A 23,755-nucleotide genomic window follows, 5' to 3' on the forward strand; every position below is an offset into this window, starting at 1 on the left:
ATTGTTCGCGATGCACATTAGCCGCAGCCGGAGCGTGAAAGCGTTCGTGGCCTCAAATCCGATAATTGTTAATCTAAATCCTCTGATTCAAAATCGGTATAAATTGTGGATGAAATGCTGGAAAGAGCTTGGACACTCAAGCAAAATTTAATTGACTTTGTGCTGGATGCTGAGGGAGAGTTAGCGGTAGCTTTGGAAGCTTTTGCGGCTGCTCGATCGACCGGCGAGCGCTACGACATTGCTCAGCAAAATCAAGTGATTGACAGTTTTACAGTTGAAGGTAAAGTCGGGGAGAAAACGCCGATCGACCTATTTGTCGAAAGTCAGCCGGATTTAACCCAGAGCGATCGCAGCTTGCTAGAAAGTTGGCGCCACAGAAGCTTCACCGGCTTATTTGAAATCACTCAGCTTTCCCCTGACAGCTTTGAACTGATGAACTGGCTGACGGCGAAGCACTACGCTGTTAAGCCCAACAGCACTAATTTCCTGCAAGAAATGTCTCGCTTTAAGTTAGGAGAAATCTTGCGGGCTCGGATTGCTCCTCTCACCGATGACTGGTGGATACTCTCAGGCCCTCCGATACCGATGGGGAAATTGGGCAAGCCGAAGTTGGCGGTGGCGATCGGCAATTTCAAGCAAAATCACAAAAATAATTTGTACAGCGATGCGCCGGAATTGTTAGAGCAAGCTTGGCAGTCTGTAGAACAGTACCACGAAGATTTTACCGAATTTTTTGGCACCGATGAAGTGACGCAATCGGGATATCACCTGAATAAACAGTTGGCTGAATTTCAGGAATTAATGACTAAAAAACGCCTAGCTGATATCGGCGTCGATCAAAGTAAATCTCTGGCGGATATCGTTGAAGATGCCGGAGTCGATGCAGAAGAAATTAAAGCAGCAGCTATAGCAGCAGCCGGTGCAGATCCTTCTTCAGTTGAGGTCGCGATCGATGGCGATCCTCACTCAAAAATGGTAATCCCGAAAGTCGAATTGCCCGATCGCTTCAAGAAAGCCGAACAGGTGACAGCACTTTCTCATCCTCGCTGGGGACAAACCTTTTTGTCTACTTACGCTCAATTTACTGCAATGCTAGCAGCCGAAGACTTTTCAACCGTTCCCGGTTACGAAAAGCTAGTTCGCAACTATCTAGAAGATCCTGCAATTAATGCCTGGATTTTCCAGCGGTTAGCGAAAGTTAATCCAGCGAAATTAGAACAAATTTTGCAAACTGTATTGCAACGCCCAGACTTTCAGCTCGATCGCGATTTAGATGCCCTGCTGCAAGAGTTTAAAAAACCCTTAGAACCCGAACTCCCGGAAATTGCCAGCGTTCCCTTGCACCTGCACAACTTATTTCAGGAAGCTTTAGGCGAAGTTCACAAATCAAAGTCCAAACCGCAGGAGAAAAAGAAAAGCTCTAAAGGCTTTAAATCCTGAGCAATTAAGTTCGTGACATACTCCTACACGCTATGCTATCGCCTACAGTGCAGGCTGCTCACCAACTCCACCTCATGCTATGCGCTAACGCGCCCGCTTCGCCAACTGATACTCATTGAGATTTCCGCAACCAAAGGAAGGCAGGAACAGAATGACAATTTCAAGTACGAGTGCGATCGACCCTAGCCATTTTGGGCGCGTTAGTCTGCATCTCTAACATCATAAACAATTAAACAAGCTCACAGCTAACTGTGAGCTGATTGCCCGGTAATATAACTCAATTAGCTTTGCAGTCAGGACGTTAGTTTTTCTTCACCGCGATCGACAGAACTGAAGTCCTCACTACAAACGCCTTTTTTTTAATCTTCAACTTGTCGGACAGCCATGCGTTGCAGCGGCAGGCTGAGTATGCTAGAAGCGGTCAACAAGTAAGAAAGAACCGTAGTCAGCTTCAAACTGAGCAATAACCAGCTATCTTCTGGTAGGTGAAGTTTCAGCCCGAAAAAAGAGATGCAGTACACTATCCAGTAAGTAAAGCTCATCTTGATTAGGATTTCCTCGCTCAAAGTGCGCTCGTCCGTTGGCTGCGAGTTGCGATTATCACCCAGCAGGACTAGACCCGCAATAGAAGCCACAAAAGAAACCATAACGACACAGTCATGCCAGTTAAGCTCAACCATTTCTAAACTCCGCTTTTATCCGCATTTTTGGAATCAGACATCAGTCTAAAGGATAAGTTTTGCCGCTCAAAGCAATAGTTACAAATTGAAACAGCCGCAGTTACAAATCGCAATGAAAATTCACCGCAACCGCCAGCCACAAGCTCGTTTAGTCAGCCGCAAAGGACAATTCTCCTTAAATATTGTCAAGTTGGGAGTACCTCGCCTGCATTTTGCCGACCTCTACCACAGGCTGCTAATTCTTTCTTGGCCGCGATTTTTCATACTCATTTGTCTGTCCTATACACTCACGAATTCTTTATTTGCCTTAGCTTACTTGGCGGGAGGAGATTGCATTGCTAACGCGCGACCGGGTTCTTTCAAAGATGCCTTTTATTTCAGCGTGCAAACAATGGCGACGATCGGCTACGGCGCCATGTATCCGCGCAATGATTACGCTAATACTATAGTCGCGATCCAAGCGCTTTTTGCTTTGTGGGGAGTGGCAATGGTGACGGGACTGGCTTTTGCTAGATTTTCCCGACCAACAGCTAGAGTTATCTTCAGCCGCGTAGCTGTAATCGCTCCTTTCAACGGCGTTCCGACTCTGATGTACCGCACCGCAAATCAGCGTTTCAACCAGATTTTAGAAGCGCAGCAGCGAGCTACTTTGATCCGCGACGAGGTAACATCGGAAGGAGAATTTATGCGGCGTTTTTACGATTTGCAATTGATGCGGAGTCATTCTCCGATTTTTGCATTAACTTGGACGGTTATGCACCCAATTGACGAGAGCAGTCCTTTGTACCAACTTACTTCCAAAGACTTGATGGAACAGCAAGCGGAAATTGTAATTACGTTAACAGGAATTGACGAAACAGTTTCGCAAACTATTCACGCGCGACATTCTTTTGTGGCGTCAGAAATTCTGTGGAATATGCGGTTTGTAGATATTATTTTGAAATCGGCGACGGGAGGGCGGGTGGTTGATTATACTCGGTTTCACGATGTGAAGCCTGTTGAATGAAAGTTTTGATTTAGCCACCAGTGCTAGAATACCTGTATGGCAAAAAAAAGTTAATATTTATGAACTCAATAACTGCAAATACGACACTGAAAGAATTGCAACCGCAACTCTTAGCTTTAACTCCCGAAGAGAAGGCTCAAGCTATAGAATTACTAGCCCAAAGTTTAAGAAAATTTTGGTCGGGAATTCAAAAGACTCCCGGCGTGTGCGGCGGCGATGCTAGCATCAGACAAACGCGAATTCCTGTTTGGGTGCTGGTGAATGCTCGCCGTTTAGGTATTTCTGAAGTTGAACTCCTAGAAGACTATCCGACTCTGCGTGCCGCTGATTTGGCGAATGCTTGGGCTTATGCTGAGGCATATTCTGATGAGATTGAAACAGCAATTAGAGAACAGGAAGAGGCATAAACAGTGGCAGATATTTATACCGCGATCGCACAAAGCATTAAAACTGAGATATTTTACCATTTTAAATCAGGCTTTTATGAACGGGCAAGATGCCCGTTCTACAAAGAATAAATTTGTTGTGGAACGGGCATCTTGCCCGTTCTTGAAAATGATACAAAATCTCAGTTAACATAAATAAAATACTCCTCGTACTATGCGAATAATTCATACTGCTGACTGGCATTTAGGGCGACGTTTTCGAGGGATCGATCGCACTTCCGAAATTGCGATCGCCCTCGAACAAATTTTGAAGCAAGCAAAAGCCTTGGATGTCGATGCTGTGCTCGTTGCGGGCGACATTTTCGACGTGCCCAACCCTCCCGCTTACGCCGAACGCATTGCTTATAACTTTTTCTGCGAACTCCAAGCGGCAGGAATTCCCGCAATTGCGATCGCCGGTAATCACGATTCGGCATCCCGCATCGACAGCATCGCGCAATTGCTTTCCCTCGCCGGTGTTCGCGCTTTAGGTAAACCCAGGCGCTCGGCAGACGGCGGCACGATTACTCTCAATACAAAAAGCGGTAAACTTTGTGTGGGAGCAATGCCTTTTGCTTCCGAACAAAGACTGTTAGATGCTAATTCTCTCTGGCAGTCTGGCGATGCCGACCGCCGCAAAGATTACCGCGAAATAGTAGCATATTTACTCGAAGATTTAACCAGGGATTTTAGAGACAATACTGTCAATATTCTGATGGGACACATGAGCATTGACGGCGCTCGATTGGCCAAATCCGAAGTCGCTTATTACACGCGAGAAAAATACCTGCTGTCATCGCAAACTCTGCCGCCGGAAGCTCAGTATATTGCCCTGGGGCACATCCACATTCACCAGCGGATTTCTGAGACTTCTCCGGCTTATTATTCGGGTTCTTTGATTCAGTTAGATTTTGGAGAAGCGGAACAGGAAAAAGGATTTTGCTTGATAGAAGTTGAGCCGGGAAGTCAGGCAAAGGTGGAATTTAAGCCTGTGACTTGCCACAAGCCGTTAAAAGTGCTTAAATGTCATAACGACAATCTCGATGAAACTTTACAAGCTCATCAGTATCATCCGGGTTTCTTGAAAGTAATTGTCGAACTGGACAGTCCGCAAATCGGACTTGCCGATCGAGTGCGCCAAATCTGTTCTCAAGCGCTGTTAATTGAACCGCGCTATCCAGATGCAGCGCTAGAACCAACAGAAATAACTAATATCGATCCCAATAATTTCGATCCATCAGTAGAGTTTTGCAACTATTATCAAAACCGATTGGGAACGACACCGAAACCGGAAGTATTGGAGGAATTTCAGAATTTGTACAAGAAGTTTAAGGAAACAGTTAACAATTAAATACTCTTGTCTCCGCCTTATTTTAACAGGTTCCCAGGCTCGGTCTGGGAACCGATATCCAGAGGATCTGCCTCGCGCTTAAATAGGAAATTTGGAGGCAGATCCTCCGAATCTGTGTTACCAGGCAGAGCCTGGTAAAAAGTAATAGAAAGCCCAAATCCAAAATCTAAAATCTAAAATTAATATGCGTCCACTCGAACTTATTCTCGAAGGATTTACCAGCTTCCGCCAGGAACAGCGTTTAGATTTTTCTCAACTCGATTTGTTTGCAATTACTGGTGCTACAGGTGCGGGCAAATCTTCACTGCTAGATGCCATGACTTACGCTCTTTTTGGCACAACAACTCGCAGCGGCAAACAAGTTAGTGATTTGGCAAGTCAAGGCAGCGAAAATTTAAAAGTTCAGTTGCGTTTTTCTGTGGGTTCGGCACAGTATCGGGTGACCAGAAGGTGGCGTTTTCGTCCGAAATCTCCCGAAAATAAGGTGATTTTGGACAACTGGCAAAATGGTCAATGGGAAACTTTGGGGACGAGTATCGTTGCTGTTCAAAATACCATCGAACAGATTTTAGGCATGGATTTTGATACTTTTACGCGAGCAATTGTTCTGCCTCAAGGCAAGTTTGATGAGTTTATTAAAGGGGATACTTCAAAACGCCGGGAAATTTTGCGGCAGCTAGCGGGATTTGAGATTTTTGAGCAGATGCGCAAGGAAACAAATGAGCTTGCAAAGTTGCTGAAACAGGAACGGGAAATGGTGGAAAGGCAGCTAGCTGAGTTGAGTGCGCCGACGGCGGATGAGGTGGCTCAAAGACGATCGCAACTTTTGATTTTAGAGCAGCAGTTGCCTGAGTTCGATCGCGCTGTGATGAAAGCTCAGAAGGATCTAGATGAAGAGGAACAGCTATTTTCGCAAATTGCTCGCTGGCAAGAGCTGCAACAACAACTGGCTAAATTAAATGCTAATTCTGCTGAGATGCACATTTTAGCACAGCGTTTAGAAAGAGCGCAAGCTGCCAATCATTTACAAGGAGATTGGGCTTTAGTGCGATCGGCTCGCAGTCAGTATGAAACTGCCGAAAGTGCCTCGGTGGCAGCGCGAAAGCTGTTAATTAAAGCTCGTTCAGAGCTAGCAGTAGAGCAGCAGAAATTTGACGAGGCAAAAGCCAAAGAAAAGGCATTAGCGCCACAAATTAAGGCTCGCGAAGATGCTCTAGCTGCTGCGAAAGTATATGAAGAACAGCGCACTCAATTAGAAAAAGAAGTTGCGCTAGCCCAAAAAATTCAACAAGAAAAACTTCGCTTTTTTCAAGCAGCAGATAAAGAACTGCAAGCTGCTAACAATAAAATTCAAGGTGCGGGTTTTCGAGTGACTCAAACAGCCGCACAGCTCGAACAGTATTCGCTGGGAGGAAAGCGTTTAGAGCAATTGCAGCAAATTGCACCCTTATTAATGGAATTTCAGCTAGTTGCCAAGCAGGGAAAAGCTCAGGAGCAACAGTTGGATAAATCTATCGCAGAGAAGGAAAGGGCTCAACAGAATTATGTGGAGGTTGCCACTAATTTAGAAGCAGCCGAAATCAGGCTAAAAGAGTGCAGCCGCGAGTTAGAAACGGCGGAAACCGCTAATGCGGAAGCGGCACGTTTAGAGAGTGTTGCTGCTGTCAGAATGTCGCTGAATTCTGGCGATACTTGCCCGGTGTGCGGGGGGGTGCATCCTGAGAGCGATCGCCTGCCTCCTTTGCCTAATTCTAATATTGTCGATCTCACTGGTTTGCGGCAGAAATTTGCGGCGGCAAATCGGGCTTTTCAAGCTGCTCAAAGGTTGGAGGCTGAGGGAAAAAGCGCAGTTTCAGCCTGCCTGCAAAAAGAGTCGGAAATTGCTCAAATGTTGGAATTAACCGCGAATAGAGTTGCCGAATTGCAGCGGCAAATCGCTCAAATTCTAGAAACTCCTCAGTGGGAAAGCTTGGGGTTGCAGCAGGAACTCGCAATACTTAAAGAAAGCGATCGCAAATACCGCGAAACCGAGCAGCAGTTCCAAATGGCATCATTGGAATATGATAATTGTCAGCAAAGATTTAATTTTGCAGCGACGACTCAAGCAGCTAAACAGCAAGAATATCAAGATGCGATCGCCGAATCCGACCGCCGGCAGCAGCAGTTGCAAAGTTGTGTAAATGCGCTTTATCAAATTACCGAATATCAACCTTATCCTAATTTAGCAAAAGCCTTAGAAGAAGATAAGCAAAACTTGACTAATCTGCTGAAAGTTGCCGAAAAATCCTATCAAACTGCTCAAAATACGGTTATTCAAGCAGCAGAGAGAGAGCAACAAGCTGGAGAGGTTTTTGGACAAGCCCAAGCCCATAAACAGCAACTAAACCTGGATTGGTCAGAAAAATTAACAGCGGCTGATTTCACAGAAGAGACATTTTTAGCAGCGGTTGCGACTGTTCAGGAACAAGCGCAATGGGAAAATGCTATTCGTTCTCACCGCGAATCAAAAATTCAGTTAGAGACGCGGGCGAAAGATTTGAGCGAGGCGATCGCAGGCAGAACTACCGATGAGAATAATTTAGCACAAGTGCGATCGGCAAAACATACCGCCCAAGAAAACCTCAAACAAGCCAACAACAACCGCGCCGAACTATTAGCGTGGATTCAAGTAGCAGCTCAAAACCTCGAACAAGCCGAAAGACTGTCACAGCAAATCACAAATTTCACAGAACAAGAGCAAACTTATCACACCTTAGCGCAGAATCTCAAATCCAACGAATTTCAATCCTACATTTTAGAACATTTAGAAGCAGAATTAGTCGGCAGCGCCACATTAATTTTGCAAGAATTAACCGAAAATCGCTACAAACTAAAAAACCAAGACGGCGAATACTGGGTAGCAGATAATTGGAACGGCGGTGAAGCTAGACGAGTACGCACTCTTTCCGGCGGTGAAACCTTTGCCACTTCCTTATCAATGGCTTTAGCTTTGTCAGAAAAACTGTCTCAAGGAACTCACTTGGGCAGCTTGTTTCTTGATGAAGGATTTGGCACTTTAGATACCGAAACTCTCGAAAGCGTTACTCAAATTTTAGAATCTTTGCGGCAGCGAGAAAGGCTTATTGGAGTGATTACCCACGTTCGAGAATTGGGCGAAAGATTGCCCGCACAAGTTAAAGTGTTTAAGTCACCGCAAGGTTCTAAAATAGAATTACATAGATCCTGAAGTGGAGAGGCGCGTGCGTGAAATAGTAAACTTGCTTAAGGACGTACATTATCACTAAACCTGCCCCTACAATTACCTATAATATATGATAAAAAATCACGCGACTCGAATGCAATCGGTACAGTCGCCCATAATTCCAGTAGTTGGCGAACTGATTCGCCAAAATCCGGGAACGATATCTTTAGGACAAGGCGTAGTTTACTACAATCCGCCACAAGAATCATTTGATAAAATTCCAGAATTCTTCGCCAATCCCGACAATCACAAATACAAAGCTGTCGAAGGAATTCCACAATTACAGGATGCTATCGCAGCCAAACTAAAAACAGATAACGACATAGAAATTAATAGCAAAAACTGCATTGTCGTTACCGCCGGCAGCAACATGGGATTTACCAACGCCCTTCTCGCTATCACTTCGGCTGGGGACGAAGTTATTATCCAATCACCTTATTACTTCAACCACGAAATGGCGGCAATTATGGCAAATTGCCGACCAATGATAGTAGAAACCGACGCCAACTATCAACTTAATATCGATGCTATAAAAAAAGCAATTACCGACAAAACGCGAGCCATCGTCACGGTTTCACCAAATAATCCCACTGGTGTTGTTTATTCGGTCGAAGCACTCCGGGAAGTTAACGAAATTTGTCGCCAGCACAACATCTATCACATCAGCGATGAAGCTTACGAATATTTTACTTATAACGGCGTAAAACACTGTTCGCCCGCCGCTTTTCCCCACAGCAGCGAACATACAATTTCTCTATTTAGCCTATCCAAAGCCTACGGTTTTGCGAGTTGGCGGATCGGGTATATGGTAATCCCAGAACACTTGCTGGTTTCAGTGAGAAAGATTCAAGATACAATCTTAATTTGTCCGCCGGTAATTTCTCAGTATGCAGCCCTGGGAGCCTTGCAAATTGGTAGAGATTACTGCGATAATTATGTAAGGGCGATCGCATCTGTGCGGCAACTCGTATTAGACGAACTCAATACCATCCAAAACTTGTGTACAATTTCCCCAGCCTGCGGAGCATTTTACTTTTTCTTGAAAGTTGATACTGAACTCGATACAATGGAATTAGTCGAACAATTAATTCGCGAATATCACGTAGCAGTGCTTCCAGGTACAACCTTCGGCATGGATAGCGGCTGCTATTTGCGCGTTGCTTACGGTGCTTTGGAGAAAGCAACCGCCACCGCAGGTATTAGGAGATTGGTTAAAGGTTTGAAGACAATTTTAAACAAGTAAAATAGGAAATTTTAAAATGGTTGCCACTAACTTGAAAGCAAATACAAATATTCAAGATGCCTCCGCTGCAAAACTGGCAGACTTGCGCGATTTGATGGCAGATTACGACTTAGATTGCTATTTCATCCCAGCGGTTGACGAACACTTAAATTTATCAGTTCCAGCAGCCAAGCAGCGACGAGCTTGGATGTGCGGTTTTACGGGTTCCGCCGGGGATTTGTTGGTTGGCAAAGATTCCGCTTGGTTGTTTGTGGATTCCCGCTATTACGAACAAGCCGAATTGCAAGTAGATCCTGGAATTATTCAAATATCGAAACTCGGGTTAGAAGGAAATTTAACCTTAATTGAAACTTTAAAAAAACTGGCTGTAGAATCGGCAGAAAAATCAACTAAAATTCGCCTGGGCTTTGACCCATTTACCGTAGCGACAGAGCTATATCAAAATTGGCTGAAAAAATTTGCAACTGCGGAGATTGAACTCATACCAATCCCGGAGAATTTGACAGACAAAGTGCGATCGCAAAATCCTTGGAAAACAGCAGAGACGTTACCCGCAATTGATGCAGATCCCATATTTAGCTTACCTGTATCCCTGACAGGAGAAACCGCCGCCGAAAAATTAGCCAGAGTCAGAGAAGCGATGCAAAAAGCCAATATCGATGTGCTTCCGATTACCAACCTCAATCAAATAGCGTGGCTGTTCAATCTCCGAGGCTCGGATATTCCCCACATTCCCATTTTCATATCCTATGCCATTGTCACCACAGATTCAGCGTTTTTGTTTACAAATCCCGAACGAATTTCACCAGAAATCAAGCAAGAATTGCGAGCGGATGTAACTTTGCTTCCCTACGCAGACTATCCGCATACCTTAGAAAGTTGCGTAAATTTGCCAAATAAAATTCGGGTACTTTTAGATCCGAAACACAGCACAGCAGGCACTTATCAGTTAATCTTAAACCAGCAAGAAGCCCAGTTCTACAACATCGAAATAGTTTTTGAGAGTCATCCGGTGGAAGGGATGAAAGCTCGCAAAAATCCCGTAGAAATCGAGCAGATGAAATCAGCTAATTTCAAAGCAAGTCGAGCGAAAACTTTGACTTTAAAGTGGTTGACAGAACAGCTAGAAAATGGTAATTTATTGACCGAGTTTGATGTCAAAGAAAACATCGAAAAATTTTACCAAGAAGAAACAGATTTTCAGACTTTAACTTTTAGAACGATCGCCGGTGCGGGAGCCAATAGCTCGATCGTACATTACGGAACCCCCAGCCCAGAAATAACGTTAAAACCGGGGGAACTGCTGTTATTGGACTCAGGCGCGCAATATTTAGCAGGTACAACCGACGATACGAGAACAGTAAGTATCGGAGAACCGACGGCGCTACAAATAGAACACTACACCACAGTCTTAATCGCGCACATCAACTGTGCAATGCAGCAATTCCCCAAAGGCACAACGGGATCGCAATTAGATGCGATCGCCCGTGCGGTATTATGGCAAGAACAGCTAGACTACGGACATGGCACCGGGCACGGAGTCGGCGCCTTTTTAGCAGGTCACGAAGGGCCCAACGGCATCAGCAAATCTGTGCAGTATCCCCTGGAAGCCGGAATGGTAACTAGCATCGAACCGGGATATTACGAACCGGGATGGGGCGGAATTCGCATCGAAAATCTCTATGTTGTCAGGGAAATGCCATCCAAAAACGGTTTGGTTTGGTACGGATTTGTATCGCTGACGTATATTCCGTTTGAGCGCAAATTAATAAATGTCGATCGGCTTTCAAAGACTCAACTAGCATGGTTGAATAATTATCACGCTTCGGTAGTCGAGAAACTGGAACCCGTACTTGATGCTGCAACAGTTGAATGGTTGAAAAAAGCCTGCGCTGCGTTAGGTTAAGCCTTGTAATTGGTCGCACATTTAACTTGTGCACCTATTTTTATTAAAACTATTGTGGAGTGGGCTTCTAGCCCGCTCCAAAGGTACAAAATAGCACATATCAGATAGGGACACGGCACTGCCGTGTCCCTACTGTATTTAATCCGATATTTAATCCGAGTGAAAACTGCTATAAAGCTGGTGACAAGACTCGAACTTGCGACAGGCTGATTACAAATCAGCTACTCTACCAACTGAGTTACACCAGCAGTGAAACTTAATATAGCAAACTTATAGTCATCTGCGCAACCCCCCCAGCCAATTTTTTTTCAAATTCGCTCAAAAGCCCTACCCGCAAAGTCTGACATGGCAATGCCGTTTCCCTACCCCAAAATAATATTGTAGGGAAACGGCACTGCCGTGTCCTGATTTCTTAATTGCACCGCCAAATCTTAATCGTCTGATCAGCACTCCCGCTGGCGAGCAAATTGCCCGAAGGTGCGATCGCCACCGAGTACACCGTACCCGAATGTCCCTTAAGAGCGCTCAACAGCTCCCCGGTCTGCAAATTCCAAATATTAATCGTATTATCATCGCACCCGCTAGCTAAAGTCAAACCGTCCCGACTGATAGCAACCGAATCGCCCCGACTCACATAATTCTGCAAAATATGCAGCGCCTCATTCATTCCTAAATTCGTGACACCCTTCCCCCTCCCTGAATTAGTATTTAGAATCCGCAACAAACTGCCCGTCTGCAAATTCCGCAGCTTAATCGTATAATCATTGCTGACGCTAGCAAGAATCTGACCGTCCGGAGCGATGGCCACAGAATTCACCCCCACATTCAACCCCGAAAGAGTCCGCAGCAACTTGCCGCTTTCAACATCCCAAACCTTGCTTGTCGCATCCGAACTGCCACTCGCCAATATTTTACCGTCCGGGCTAAAAACCACCGCATTCACATTGTCAGAATGACCCCTCAAAGTCCGCAGCAACTCACCAGTCCGCAAATTCCACAGCTTAATCGTATTATCAGCCCCGCCGCAGCTAGCAATTACCTGGCGCTTCGGGTTAATCGCCACCGAATTCACCTCCATAGAATGTCCTGGAAAAGTACACAGCAAATCACCGCTATGCAAATTCCAAAACTTAATGGTTTCGTCCGAACTGCCGCTGACCAACATTTTTCCGTCATAGCTAATAGCAACGGAATTTACGCGATCGGAATGTCCCGTCAGAGTGCCAATTAATTCCGCTGTTTCTAAACTCCAAATCTTAATAGTTTTATCCCAACTGCCGCTAGCGAGAATTTTGCCGTCAGGACTAATCGCCAGAGAATTCACAAACGATGAATGTCCAGGCAGCGTGTATACGCACCGCCATTTCAGATTTGTTAATTTGTGAGCTAATTCCTTCGCCCGCTTAGATGCCTCCTCAACGGCCTGTCTGCGTTTGAGTTCAGCCTCCTCCAAACGCTGGCGTTCCGCCCTAGCTTTCGCCTCTCTAAGCGTCAGCCGCCGCATCTCTCCCTTATAAACTATTCGCTGCTGCTCCTGAATTTCTTTAAGAGTTTCAATATACGGTAGGGCCCAATCTTTAGAAAACCATTCGTGAGCAAATTCCGCCTCTAATTTAAATAGCTGAGGTTCGTGAGTAAAATCGATATTTAAATAATACAAATCAGCTAAAAAACCGGCCAATAACTTGTGGATTGTCACAATTATTTGCCGAATAATCCGCAGGCTCACTTTTCTATCTTTGCCCTCCGCCTCCAACTGGTGATATACCTCTTCCCAATTCCAAGGCTGCATCGCCACTAAAGAAACGCTCTGATTTATGATTCCCCAAAAACCGACATGAAAATTAACTTCATAATCGCTGATATCGCTGTACAGTATAGCTGTCGGTACGGGAGACAAAACACTCTGCAACCGCTCCACATCAATATCAGAGATCGGCTTTTTGAAATAGTCTCCGTAAAACTGAACCGGAGACAAATCTCCGTGCTGGGGGTAGTGCTGGTTTAAAAAAGCTCTCAACTTAGCCGGCAGCTCGATATTCAGATTGTGGCGAAACGAATCCGGGCAATCTTGGCTAATTTTTGCGGGAGCAACTAACAGCAGCAATCGGTGCTGCTGCTGCTGCAAAATCTGTTCGGTTTCCTGCCGGCTCAAATTAGAAAACCAGTTATCTCTGTCCCAAATAGTTTGAATTTCGCTCAGCTTAACTCGAATTGCTTCTGATTGAAACTCCCGCATTAAGTCGCGGCAAAGCCGGCTAATTGCCCGCTTATCTCTCAATTCTTGTGCCTTAATCCGATTAGCGCGTTCTTCCTTTACCCATTCTTCTGCGTTGGCGAGCGCGATTAATTCTTGTTCTCTGGCCTGCTGCCGCTGCAAATATCTGACTTGTGCTTTAATCCAGCGGGGGTCTTTTTTGATTTGCTGGTTCAAAGCTGAAGAACCAGACGGCTCAATTTCTGCATAGCGTTCGTTGACAGCGCTTGCTCCCAATCTTTCTCCCAATTCAGATGCTACAGGCTTCAACAGTTCAATTAGGGTGTCTGAGACGGGGCGGGGTAAGGACATACCAGTTAAAACTTTTTTTTTATTAAGGGCGATCGCGCGAGTCAGGCATATCCCCCTGGGGCGGAAACTCTTGGCAGGGCTATTACATTTGGGCGATCGGCCGATGGTATCCGTAAGGCGTATCGTGCAGGCTTATCGTGCAGGCTTATCTTGCAGCCGCACAATTTTAGCACTTTAACTAAATAATAGTATCTATCTATATAGTGTACATTTTCCCCCGAATCTGAATTGAAAGCACCGACGGAAAAGACTTCAGGATATTCGATCGACCCTGAGTTCACCCAATTTGTTTTTTTTGTTGCCATTTGACTCGCTCTTGTCTATAATCATACTTCACAACCATAATTACGGTATTCCTACCTAATAACCGTACTTTCACTAGAGGAATAAATATAATGAGTCCGTGGCAACGCCTAACTCAACACCTTCACTGGCCGCAACAGCCATCAGTCAGCACAAATCAATCATTAACTGGACTGAAAAGATTTGTGTCGCTATTTTTAGTGGGAATAACCTTAAGTCTGGCCGTTGCATCCTGCGGCCAGGGAACCACCAACAACCCCGCAGCCACTCCAGGCGGTGCTAGCCCAGCAGCCAACAAAGGCAACGTAGAATTAACCCTAGTATCATTCGCCGTCACTAAAGCCGCCCACGAAGCGATAATTCCCAAATTTGTGGAACAGTGGCAAAAAGAAAAAGGCCAAACGGTCACCTTCAACCAAAGCTACGGCGGTTCCGGTTCCCAAACTCGGGCAGTAATTGACGGTTTAGAAGCAGACATCGTACACTTAGCCCTCGCCCTCGACACCGCAAAAATCGAAAAAGCCGGACTAATTCAACCTGGGTGGGAAAAAGAAGCCCCCAACGATGGCATAGTCAGCAAATCCGTAGCAGCAATAGTCACCCGCGAAGGCAATCCCAAAGGCATCAAAAACTGGGAAGATTTAAGCAAAGACGGAGTGAAAGTGATTACTGCCGATCCCAAAACATCAGGCGTTGCCCGTTGGAATTTCCTCGCACTTTGGGGATCGGTTGTTAAAACCGGAGGAGACGAAGCCAAAGCATTAGACTTTACTAGCAAAGTCTACAAAAACGTCCCTATCCTGACTAAAGACGCCCGCGAAGCTACTGACGTATTTTTCAAACAAGGCCAAGGCGACGCCTTAATTAACTACGAAAACGAGATTCTTCTGGCTGGTCAGCAAGGTGAAAAACCGACTTATAGTATTCCCGAAGTCAATGTTTCGATCGACAATCCCATTGCCATTGTAGATAAAAACGTTGATAAACACGGTACTCGCGAAGTCGCCGAAGCATTTGTCAAGTTTCTGTATACCCCAGAAGCTCAGCGAGAATTTGCCAAAGCAGGCTTCCGCCCAGTAGATGCAACAGTAGTGGCGGAACCAGAATTTGTCAAAAAATATGCCCCTATCACAACCCTATTTACAGCTCAAGACTTAGGAGGTTGGGGAGATATTCAGAAGAAATTCTTCGATGACGGAGCTGTTTTTGACAAAATCCAAGGTTCAATTAAACAGTAAAAAAACAGACTGCCCAGAGCCCCGACTTCCCCGAAGTTGTCGGGGCTTTAAAAGATTCACTATTCTTGACAACTCAAAACTCTTCACTTATGGCTGTATCATCTCCAACCAGCAACCCTGAGTCTCCGATCGAAAATATCAAAAGGGCGATCGGCAAAATCACATTACCTTGGGGAATCACCCTAGGCTACCTCAGCTTAATGCTATTGCTCCCAGTTGCAGCAATGCTGCTGAAAGCCAGCACAGCAAACCCCGCCGAATTTTGGGCAATTGCCACCAGTCCGATCGCCCTTTCCGCCTACGATGTCACCTTCTTTACGGCATTAATGGCGGCATTAATTAACGGAGTATTCGGCACATTAATTGCCTGGGTATTAGTCCGCTACGACTTTCCCTTAAAACGGGTTGTCGATGCAGCAGTCGATTTACCTTTTGCACTGCCCACCTCCGTCGCCGGTTTAACTCTTGCCACAGTTTACAGCGATAACGGCTGGATCGGCGGGCTGTTTGCACCCTTGGGAATCAAGATCTCATTTACTCGCTTGGGCGTAGGCATAGCGATGATCTTTATTTCCTTACCCTTTATCGTGCGGACTGTACAGCCAGTTTTAAACGAAATGGAAAAAGACATCGAAGAAGCAGCTTGGTGCTTGGGTGCTTCTCAATTTCAAACCTTCTGGCGAGTAGTTTTACCACCGCTGTTCCCGTCTATTTTAACCGGCGTTGCCCTTGGATTTTCGCGAGCGGTTGGCGAGTATGGCTCTACTGTAATTGTAGCTTCTAACATTCCCTTCAAAGATTTAATCGCGCCCGTATTAATTTTTCAAAGATTGGAACAGTACGACTATGCAGGAGCAACAGTTATTGGCACTATCCTGTTAGGTATTTCGCTGACAATGCTGTTCGCAATTAATCTATTACAAGCATGGAGAAGACGCTATGACGGCTAATAATATCAATTCACCCGCTGATTACAAATTTCCGCCTGCGGGTTCTAGTCCGAGTCAGGAGAAAGCCTGGGTAAAACCAACTTTAATCGGAATTGCGAGCGGCTATCTTGCTCTCGTCTTATTTATCCCCATGCTCAACGTTTTTTACCAAGCGTTCAGAAAGGGATTTGAGCCATTTCTTTCTAACTTAACATCGCCCGATTTTCTGCACGCAGCGCAACTTACCTTGGTAATTTCTCTGATAGTTGTACCTGTAAATACAGTATTCGGTTTGTGCGCAGCTTGGGTAATTGGTCGCAATAAATTTCGGGGGCGCACGCTATTAATCAGCATTTTAGACGTGCCGTTTGCCATATCTCCCGTAGTTGCAGGTTTAATGATTGTACTGCTTTACGGTCGGGTGGGATGGTTCGGGCCGTGGCTGGAGGCGGCAAATATCAAGGTTATTTTTGCCTTCCCGGGAATGGTGCTGGCTACTGCTTTTGTTACCTTGCCTTTTGTCGCCCGCGAAGTGATTCCTGTTTTGGAGGAAGTGGGAACAGATCAAGAAGAAGCGGCGAAAACTTTGGGAGCAAATGACTGGCAAATTTTCTGGAATGTCACGCTTCCCAGTATTCGCTGGGGATTGCTTTACGGGGTAATTTTGACCAATGCTAGAGCAATGGGAGAATTTGGAGCCGTCTCTGTGGTATCGGGAAATATTGCTAAAAAAACGCAAACTTTGCCTTTGTTTGTAGAGGATGCTTACAAGCAGTATGCGACGCAAGCCGCATTTTCAGCGGCGGTAATTCTAGGTTTTTTAGGAGTTATTACCCTTGTACTTAAGGAGATTTTAGAACGAAAAACTAGCATTAAAGAAGTTGAATAATAGTCATTAGTCCTTAGTCATTGGTTATTAGTCATTAGGGCGGTAGGTTCGCACGGTGCCCCTCATCCCTGAAAACAGTAAACATTAGGAGGCTGAAATGTTAGCTCACAACTCTAGCGAAGCTGAATTTGAGGCGAGCGACGATTTTCACAAAACCCAAGAATCAGATATTCCCAAATCTGACAGTGGCGACACCAGACCAACTCAAACCCGCATTCGCATTCGTGTCCCTAAAGAGTACCATCAGGAACCAGTCATTTCTCACTTGATTTCTGAATACGGTTTGACGGTTAATTTTAATGCTGCTTTCTTGGGTGTCAAAACTTTAGAGGACGGTTGGTTTGACTTGGAACTTAACGGTACCAGTAAACAGATTGAAACGGCTCTGATTTATCTCAATGATTTAGATGTGGAAATCTGGAGCAATTCCAATAAACCCGATGAAGAAACTTGGTAATTAGTCAGTATTGGACGCAGAAACCGGGAAGAGGAGTTAAGATTCTGGACTGACAGGCAGAATTTTATTTCCTCTTCCCGGTTTATTGAGTCTAAGAGTCTCCAGGAATTTTAGTCATGAGTCAGCTTTTATCAGTCATATCTATTCGTGTAAAATAACCGCGATCGCCTTTCTAGTGAGGAATGCAAGTCCTCTGAGTTTTATGAGGATTTGCATTTCTCACTACAAACCAATTTGATTGCGATTTTTCGATCGCACATACATATCATTCAGCAGCCAACAACTACCAAATAATATCAGCTTATAGCTAATAACCGTGACTGATGACTCTTGACTAACAAATCTCGATCGCCATCGGTTAATTATTTGATTGACAATTATCATCAAATCTGGTATTTTATCCATCTCTCATCTGGTAGATCGGAAAACAGCGCGCAAGTTTTATTCAACATTTTTGGTAACAGCCGGAACAATATCCCCCTTTAAAACTTCTCAACCATCAAACTAACTCAGTTAGGCTAGGTGTGCATAAAAAAAATTTTTTGTCAATATTCAATTTAGGTGAAAGTTAAGTTAGGTGAAAGTTAGGGGCGATCGACTCTCATCCGCACTGGAAAAAGATTGATCGCTGCTGCGGTTGGTTTGTGCTATGAATTTGATGTGTGTTTACCAGGAGAATTTGATCGTGGAACTCTATAAAGAACAGAAACACCAGATTGTTTTTGCAGATTCACAAGTTAAAGATTGCGAAAGTTTAACAGAAACCGCAAATCCCGATACAGAAATTGTTATTCTCAAAGCCGATCGCGACGGCATCAAGCAAATCGCCGAAACACTTAAACAGCGGCAAAATATTGCAGCCGTCCACATTTTGTCTCACGGCGCAGCAGCCAGCTTGCAACTGGGAAGCACAGAATTAAATCTCAGCAACATTGAAAGCTACCGCAATTATTTAGAAAAATGGTTTGCTTTGCCAGCAGCCGAGGCAAACTCTCAGTCTCCAATTACTGCTAAACCCGAAATTCTACTTTACGGCTGCAACGTCGCCGCCACCGAAGCCGGTGTCGCCTTCGTCCAAAGGCTGAGTCAGCTCACGGGGGCAAATATTGCCGCTTCCGACAACTTGACGGGGAATGCTGCGTTGGGTGGAGACTGGGAACTCGAAGTAACTACGGGCAAAATAGAAACACCTTTGGCATTTTCTGCTGAGGCCAGGGAAGCTTACAGTGGCGTACTGGCTGACTTGAACCAAACGACTGGCGACTTTAACGGACTGGTAAATGCCATCAATGTTGCCAACATCAACAGTGGCATTGACACGATCACTCTCACTGCCGATATTACCCTCGCAGGGCAATTGCCGAGAATTACCGACACCACCACTATTGTTGGCGGCGGTTTCAAGATCAGCGGCAATAACACCCGTGCCTTCGTAGTTGATAACACAACATTTAACATCTCAAACCTCACCATTGATTCCGCAAAAGCAGTAGGCAACGTAGGAACCACCGGTGGTGGTGGCGCTGCCGGCTTAGGTGGCGCACTTTTTATCAACAACGGTACAGTCACAGTTGACAGAGTTACTTTTTCTAATAACTCTGCCGTTGGCGGTGCAGGTGTGGCTGGGAATGGTGGCAAGGGTGGTAGCGCGGATCTGGCTACTGTCTTTGGAGGCACAGCAGGGACAAATGGTAGAAATGGTAGAAATGGTCTAGCAAGTAATGGCGCTGCCGGTGGGGTTGGCGAAGATGGCGAGGCTGGCGGTACTGGTAATGCTGGCGGTACTGGCGGTATTGGCGGCACTGGCGGTACTGGTGTTGGCGGCACAAACGGTGGTGCTGGTGGTATTGGTGGTGCTGGTGGTGCTGGTAGCGTTGTCGGTAGTGGCGGCGGTGGTGGTGGTGCCGGTGGCGTTGGCGGTCCTGCTGGTACTGGTACTCAAGGTAATGGTGGCAATGGCGGTGCTGGCGGTGCTGGTGCTACTGCTGGCGGCGGTGGTGCTGGCGGTAATTTTGGTACAGGTGCGGCGTCTGGTGCTATCGGCGCAGGAGGCACTGGCGGCTTCGGCGGCGGTGGCGGTAGTGGCAATGGTGCAAGCGCAGGGGGCACTTTTGGCGGTGCTGGTGCTACTGCTGGCGGCGGCGGTGCAGGTTTAGGCGGCGCGATTTTTGTTGGCGGCGGCACTTTGACCATGACCAACAGCACCTTATATAGCAACACAGTTACGGGTGGCAATGCTGGTAATGTTGCCGCAGGTGCCGGTCAAGCTGCTGGTGGTGCAATTTTCGTCAACTTAGGTGCTACAGCTACCCTCACTAACAACACGATCGCTTATAACTCTGCAACAGCCGCCACAGTTGGCACACCGGCTAGTCTGATTGCTAGTGCCGGAGGAATTTACAACAACGGCGGTACAGTTACAGTCAAAAACACGATCGTTGCTGGCAACGTTGCTACTACCGACACTGATGTTACAGGGACATTCACAGGAAATAACAACCTGATTGGGGTTCTCGGCACTAGCACTGGTTTCGCAGGTCAGGCATTACTGGTTCCTGTGGCAAATGTATTAGCTCCAGCCGCCTTTGCCGGACTCAACGGTGCAACTACGGGCCCGTTCACCCTTGCCCTAGTTGACAACAGCCCCGTCACTACCAGCAGCAACCCTGCAATTGGTGGGGGCGACCCGACAATAACGGCAGTGGGCGCTACAGCTTTTGACCAACGCGGTACTGGCTTTCCTCGAAAAATTGACAATACTCTTGTCAGCAAACCGAATATTGACATCGGTGCTTACGAGTACGGGCCAGTGGTCGTGGGTCAGAAATTCAACGACTTTAACGGGGATAGCCTGCAAGGTGCCGCGGCAACTGAACCAGGTCTCCCCGGTTGGGTGATTTCTGTAGGCACAAAAAGCGCTACCACCGCAGCCGACGGCACTTACACGATCCCGGACGTAAAAACAGCTACTCCGATTACAGAAGCGCCGCCTGCTGGAACGCTTGCGACCGATTGGCTACAGACTCTCGGCCCGACTCCCGCTTCTACAGGTGTAATTGATGTTACTGGTGCCAACTTTGGCAACTTCCAACTGACATCGATCGCAGGCAAAACCTACACCGATCTTGCGGGGAACGGCTTCACTCCCGACGACACTACACTAAACGGCGTCACGGTTAACTTATACAAAGACACCAACGGCAACGGCACGCTGGAAGTCGGCACAGATACTGTTGTCGGCACTGCGCAAACGACTGCGGGAGCCGGAGATTACACATTCTCCAATATCGGCCCCGGCAATTACCTGATACAAGCCACTCCTCCAGCCAACTCCAGCATTTCTTTCCCCGCTGCCGCAATTCTCGTTAGCGCCCAAAGCGGTACTGCCGTTACGGGTCAAAACTTCGGCGTTTTCCAAAACATCACTGTCAGCGGCACCAAATTCACCGACCTCACAGGCGACGGCTTCACTGCTGACGACACGCCCCTCAACGGTACTACCGTTCGCTTGTTCAAGGATACTAACAATAACAGCACTTTAGATACCGGCGACTCCGAAGTCGCCAGTCAAGTTACCGGAACAGCGCCTGCGGCTGCTGGCACTTATAGCTTTACCAGCGTCGGCAGCGGTCGTTACTTTGTGAGAGAAGACGTACCGACGGGTTTCTCACAAACCGCCGGCCCGGTTTTTTATACAATTAACCCGGTCAGCGGCACAAACATTACGGCTCAAGACTTTGGCAACTTCCAGTTGGGCAAAATCAGTGGGCTCAAATTTAATGACCTCAACAAAAATGGCATTCAAGATGCCCCAGCAGAACCACCGCTAGGAGGCTGGACAATTTACTTGGATGCCAACAACAACGGCGTGCAAGAGGCAGTAACAGCCGAAACAGGCACCAACGCCACCGTCACCGATGTCGCCGGTAACTACCAGTTCACCAACTTGCCAGCCGGCACTTATACAGTGCGGGAAGTGCCACAAACAGGCTGGACGCAAACTGTGCCCCCCGTCAATGCAGCCACGCCTACTCTTTCCGGCGCGTTTACGATCGCCGTCACCAGCGGCACCGACTCCCAAAACAACAACTTCGGCAACTTCAGGCCCAACTCGATTAGTGGTCTGAAGTTCAATGACCTCAACACAAATGGCATCCAAGATGCGCCAGCAGAAACAGGACTACCCAACTGGCAATTCTTCCTCGATACCAACAACAACGGTACTCTCGACACCGGGGAACCGAACACCCTCAGCGATGCCGCCGGCAACTACAAATTCCTTGATTTGTCAGCCGGAACCTATAAGGTGCGGGAAGTCTTGCAGCCTACTTGGACGCAAAGTACCCCCGATCCGGCGGACATCACTGTCACCAGCGGTCAAGACATCGCTAATATCAACTTCGGCAACTTCCAGTCGAGTACCATCAGCGGTCAAAAATTCAATGACCTCAACAACAACGGCGTTAAGGATGCCGGAGAATTGGGGCTAGGTAACTGGCAAATATTCCTCGACAGTATCACTCCGGATGGATTGTTTCAGCAGGGCGAACTCACTACCATCACCGATGCCACAGGCAACTACACTCTCAAGGACATACCCGCAGGTACTTTCCAGATAAGAGAAGTCCAGCAAAATGGCTGGACGCAGACGACCCCCAACCCCGCCCCCGTTACGGTAACAGGTGGAGCTAACATCACGGGCATTGACTTCGGCAACTTCCTGCCCCAACCGGGTACGATCCGAGGTCTGAAGTTCCGAGACAGCAACAACAACGGCACTCAGGAGGCTGGAGAACCGGGTTTACCGAATTTCCAAATTCAGTTAACCAATGTCGTAGCTGGAACTGCTCCTGCTCCTGCTCCTGTTACTACTACCACAGACAACAGCGGCAACTACCTGTTCGCGAACCTAACGCCGGGAACCTACCGCGTCCGGGAAGTCAACCAAACTGGGTTTACCCAAAGCACCCCCGACCCCGCCGACATCGACCTAACTTCAGGCGCTATTGTCAGCGGCATCAACTTCGGGAACTTCCCGACGCCTGCACCTGTACCGACGCCGACGCCTGAACCGACACCGACGCCTGCACCGACACCGCCGACATCGCCTGCACCGACGCCTGCACCTGCACCGGCGCCTGTACCGACGCCTGAACCGACACCGACGCCTGCACCGACGCCGACGCCGACGCCTGCACCGACGCCGACGCCGACACCTGCACCGACGCCGACACCTGCACCTGTACCGACGCCGACACCTGCACCTGTACCGACAGATTTGGTTTGCCCTGAGAACTTCCCGAGGATCGCTACTCCCAATGAGCCCGGCATTCCTTCAGCGACGGGTAATGTGATCAACGGCCCTAACGGCGACGATACGATCGTGGGTAGTGCTGACAGCGACTCTATCTTCGGGTTGAGCGGCAACGATTTGATCTTTGGTCGAGGGGGCGGCGACTACATCAATGGCAATACAGCCAACGATACTCTCTTCGGAGGCATCGATAGCGATACTCTCTTCGGCGGCAAAGGCTTTGACCTGATTTTTGGCGATCGCGCTAACGATACGATTTACGGCAATCGCGGCAACGACTCGATCTCTGGCGACGAAGGCAATGACGTATTGTACGGCGGCAAAGCCGAGGACGTAATTTTGGGAGGAGGCGGCGACGACGTGCTAATTGGCGATCAAGGCAATGACACTCTATGCGGCCGCGACGGTAACAATACCTTAATTGGCGGCAGCGGGGATGATTTGCTCTTTGGTGATATCGGCGATAACTTGCTCTTTGGCGGCTTTGGTAGCGATACTCTAGTCGGCGGTGGCAGGAATGCCTTTGCCTTGGCAGCGGGCGGGGGAATTGACACCATTATCAACTTCACGCAAGGAGTTGATTCGCTCGTGTTGGTGGGAGGCTTGGACTTCAATCAACTGTCATTGAGCGAAACTAATGGCTCAACTGCGATCGGAATCGCCGGCAGCAACGAGATTTTGGCTGTAGTGGCGGGCGTGCAGCCGAGCCAGTTATCGGCTCAGAGTTTTACCTTGCTGGTTTAGTCCGCATTCCACAGTAGGGT

At 47.2% G+C, this 23,755-nt stretch carries 16 protein-coding genes and 1 tRNA gene; 12 read left to right on the forward strand and 5 right to left on the reverse strand.

From position 1 onward, the window contains the following. The first annotated feature begins 114 nt into the window (after positions 1–114). Positions 115–1,440, forward strand: a complete 1,326-nt coding sequence (locus QUA54_RS00230; RefSeq protein ID WP_333412586.1) for a hypothetical protein — start codon at positions 115–117, stop codon at positions 1,438–1,440. Between the two features lie 359 nt (positions 1,441–1,799). Here the strand turns inward: QUA54_RS00230 and QUA54_RS00235 are convergent, their stop codons facing one another. Next, positions 1,800–2,120, reverse strand: a complete 321-nt coding sequence (locus QUA54_RS00235) for a hypothetical protein (RefSeq protein ID WP_333412352.1) — start codon at positions 2,118–2,120, stop codon at positions 1,800–1,802. A gap of 112 nt (positions 2,121–2,232) precedes the next feature. Between QUA54_RS00235 and QUA54_RS00240 the strand changes: the two genes are divergently transcribed. The 6 genes from QUA54_RS00240 to QUA54_RS00265 all read left to right on the forward strand — a co-directional run bounded on the left by QUA54_RS00240 (position 2,233) and on the right by QUA54_RS00265 (position 11,292). After that, positions 2,233–3,126 carry an ion channel gene (locus QUA54_RS00240; RefSeq protein ID WP_333412355.1) on the forward strand — a complete coding sequence of 298 codons (894 nt, stop codon included), beginning with the start codon at positions 2,233–2,235 and terminating at the stop codon, positions 3,124–3,126. 59 nt (positions 3,127–3,185) lie between these two features. After that, positions 3,186–3,533 (forward strand): DUF433 domain-containing protein, encoded by a 348-nt coding sequence (locus tag QUA54_RS00245; protein WP_333412357.1) that lies wholly within the window; start codon positions 3,186–3,188, stop codon positions 3,531–3,533. A gap of 193 nt (positions 3,534–3,726) precedes the next feature. Next, positions 3,727–4,902 carry an exonuclease SbcCD subunit D gene (locus QUA54_RS00250; protein ID WP_333412359.1) on the forward strand — a complete coding sequence of 392 codons (1,176 nt, stop codon included), beginning with the start codon at positions 3,727–3,729 and terminating at the stop codon, positions 4,900–4,902. A gap of 184 nt (positions 4,903–5,086) precedes the next feature. Beyond that, positions 5,087–8,128: an SMC family ATPase gene (locus tag QUA54_RS00255; RefSeq protein WP_333412360.1), complete on the forward strand. Its 3,042-nt coding sequence runs from the start codon at positions 5,087–5,089 to the stop codon at positions 8,126–8,128. Between the two features lie 85 nt (positions 8,129–8,213). Next, the gene (locus QUA54_RS00260) at positions 8,214–9,386 is read left to right on the forward strand and encodes a pyridoxal phosphate-dependent aminotransferase (protein ID WP_333412362.1); all 1,173 of its coding nucleotides are present in this window, start codon (positions 8,214–8,216) and stop codon (positions 9,384–9,386) included. 16 nt (positions 9,387–9,402) lie between these two features. Continuing rightward, on the forward strand, positions 9,403–11,292 hold the full coding sequence (locus QUA54_RS00265) for an aminopeptidase P family protein (protein WP_333412364.1): 1,890 nt from the start codon (positions 9,403–9,405) through the stop codon (positions 11,290–11,292). 175 nt (positions 11,293–11,467) lie between these two features. On the opposite strand, the gene QUA54_RS00270 is transcribed toward QUA54_RS00265, so the two are convergent. The 3 genes from QUA54_RS00270 to QUA54_RS00280 all read right to left on the reverse strand — a co-directional run bounded on the left by QUA54_RS00270 (position 11,468) and on the right by QUA54_RS00280 (position 14,166). Further along, a tRNA-Thr gene (locus tag QUA54_RS00270) sits at positions 11,468–11,540 on the reverse strand. A 164-nt stretch (positions 11,541–11,704) separates the two neighbouring features. Next, on the reverse strand, positions 11,705–13,861 hold the full coding sequence (locus tag QUA54_RS00275) for a WD40 domain-containing protein (RefSeq protein WP_333412366.1): 2,157 nt from the start codon (positions 13,859–13,861) through the stop codon (positions 11,705–11,707). 41 nt (positions 13,862–13,902) lie between these two features. Beyond that, entirely contained in the window at positions 13,903–14,166 is a 264-nt protein-coding gene (locus QUA54_RS00280) for a hypothetical protein (RefSeq protein WP_333412368.1), read from the reverse strand. A gap of 90 nt (positions 14,167–14,256) precedes the next feature. On the opposite strand from QUA54_RS00280, the gene QUA54_RS00285 reads away from it, so the two are divergent. The 4 genes from QUA54_RS00285 to QUA54_RS00300 all read left to right on the forward strand — a co-directional run bounded on the left by QUA54_RS00285 (position 14,257) and on the right by QUA54_RS00300 (position 17,677). After that, the gene (locus tag QUA54_RS00285; RefSeq protein WP_333412370.1) at positions 14,257–15,402 is read left to right on the forward strand and encodes a sulfate ABC transporter substrate-binding protein; all 1,146 of its coding nucleotides are present in this window, start codon (positions 14,257–14,259) and stop codon (positions 15,400–15,402) included. Between the two features lie 89 nt (positions 15,403–15,491). Further along, on the forward strand, positions 15,492–16,352 hold the full coding sequence (gene cysT, locus QUA54_RS00290; RefSeq protein WP_333192646.1) for a sulfate ABC transporter permease subunit CysT: 861 nt from the start codon (positions 15,492–15,494) through the stop codon (positions 16,350–16,352). Further along, positions 16,342–17,220 (forward strand): sulfate ABC transporter permease subunit CysW, encoded by an 879-nt coding sequence (gene cysW, locus QUA54_RS00295; protein ID WP_333412372.1) that lies wholly within the window; start codon positions 16,342–16,344, stop codon positions 17,218–17,220. Before cysT ends, cysW begins: the two co-directional genes overlap by 11 nt. A 97-nt stretch (positions 17,221–17,317) precedes the next feature. Beyond that, positions 17,318–17,677: an NIL domain-containing protein gene (locus QUA54_RS00300; protein ID WP_333197504.1), complete on the forward strand. Its 360-nt coding sequence runs from the start codon at positions 17,318–17,320 to the stop codon at positions 17,675–17,677. Between the two features lie 222 nt (positions 17,678–17,899). On the opposite strand, the gene QUA54_RS00305 is transcribed toward QUA54_RS00300, so the two are convergent. Next, entirely contained in the window at positions 17,900–18,082 is a 183-nt protein-coding gene (locus tag QUA54_RS00305; RefSeq protein ID WP_333412374.1) for a hypothetical protein, read from the reverse strand. 280 nt (positions 18,083–18,362) lie between these two features. Here QUA54_RS00305 and QUA54_RS00310 point away from each other — a divergent pair, with 280 nt between their 5' ends. Beyond that, positions 18,363–23,735, forward strand: coding sequence for a DUF4347 domain-containing protein (locus QUA54_RS00310; RefSeq protein WP_333412376.1), 5,373 nt, complete (start codon positions 18,363–18,365; stop codon positions 23,733–23,735). Positions 23,736–23,755 lie beyond the last annotated feature (20 nt).

The sequence above is a fragment of the Microcoleus sp. MOSTC5 genome, from assembly GCF_036701825.1.
Taxonomy (GTDB): domain Bacteria; phylum Cyanobacteriota; class Cyanobacteriia; order Cyanobacteriales; family Microcoleaceae; genus Microcoleus; species Microcoleus asticus.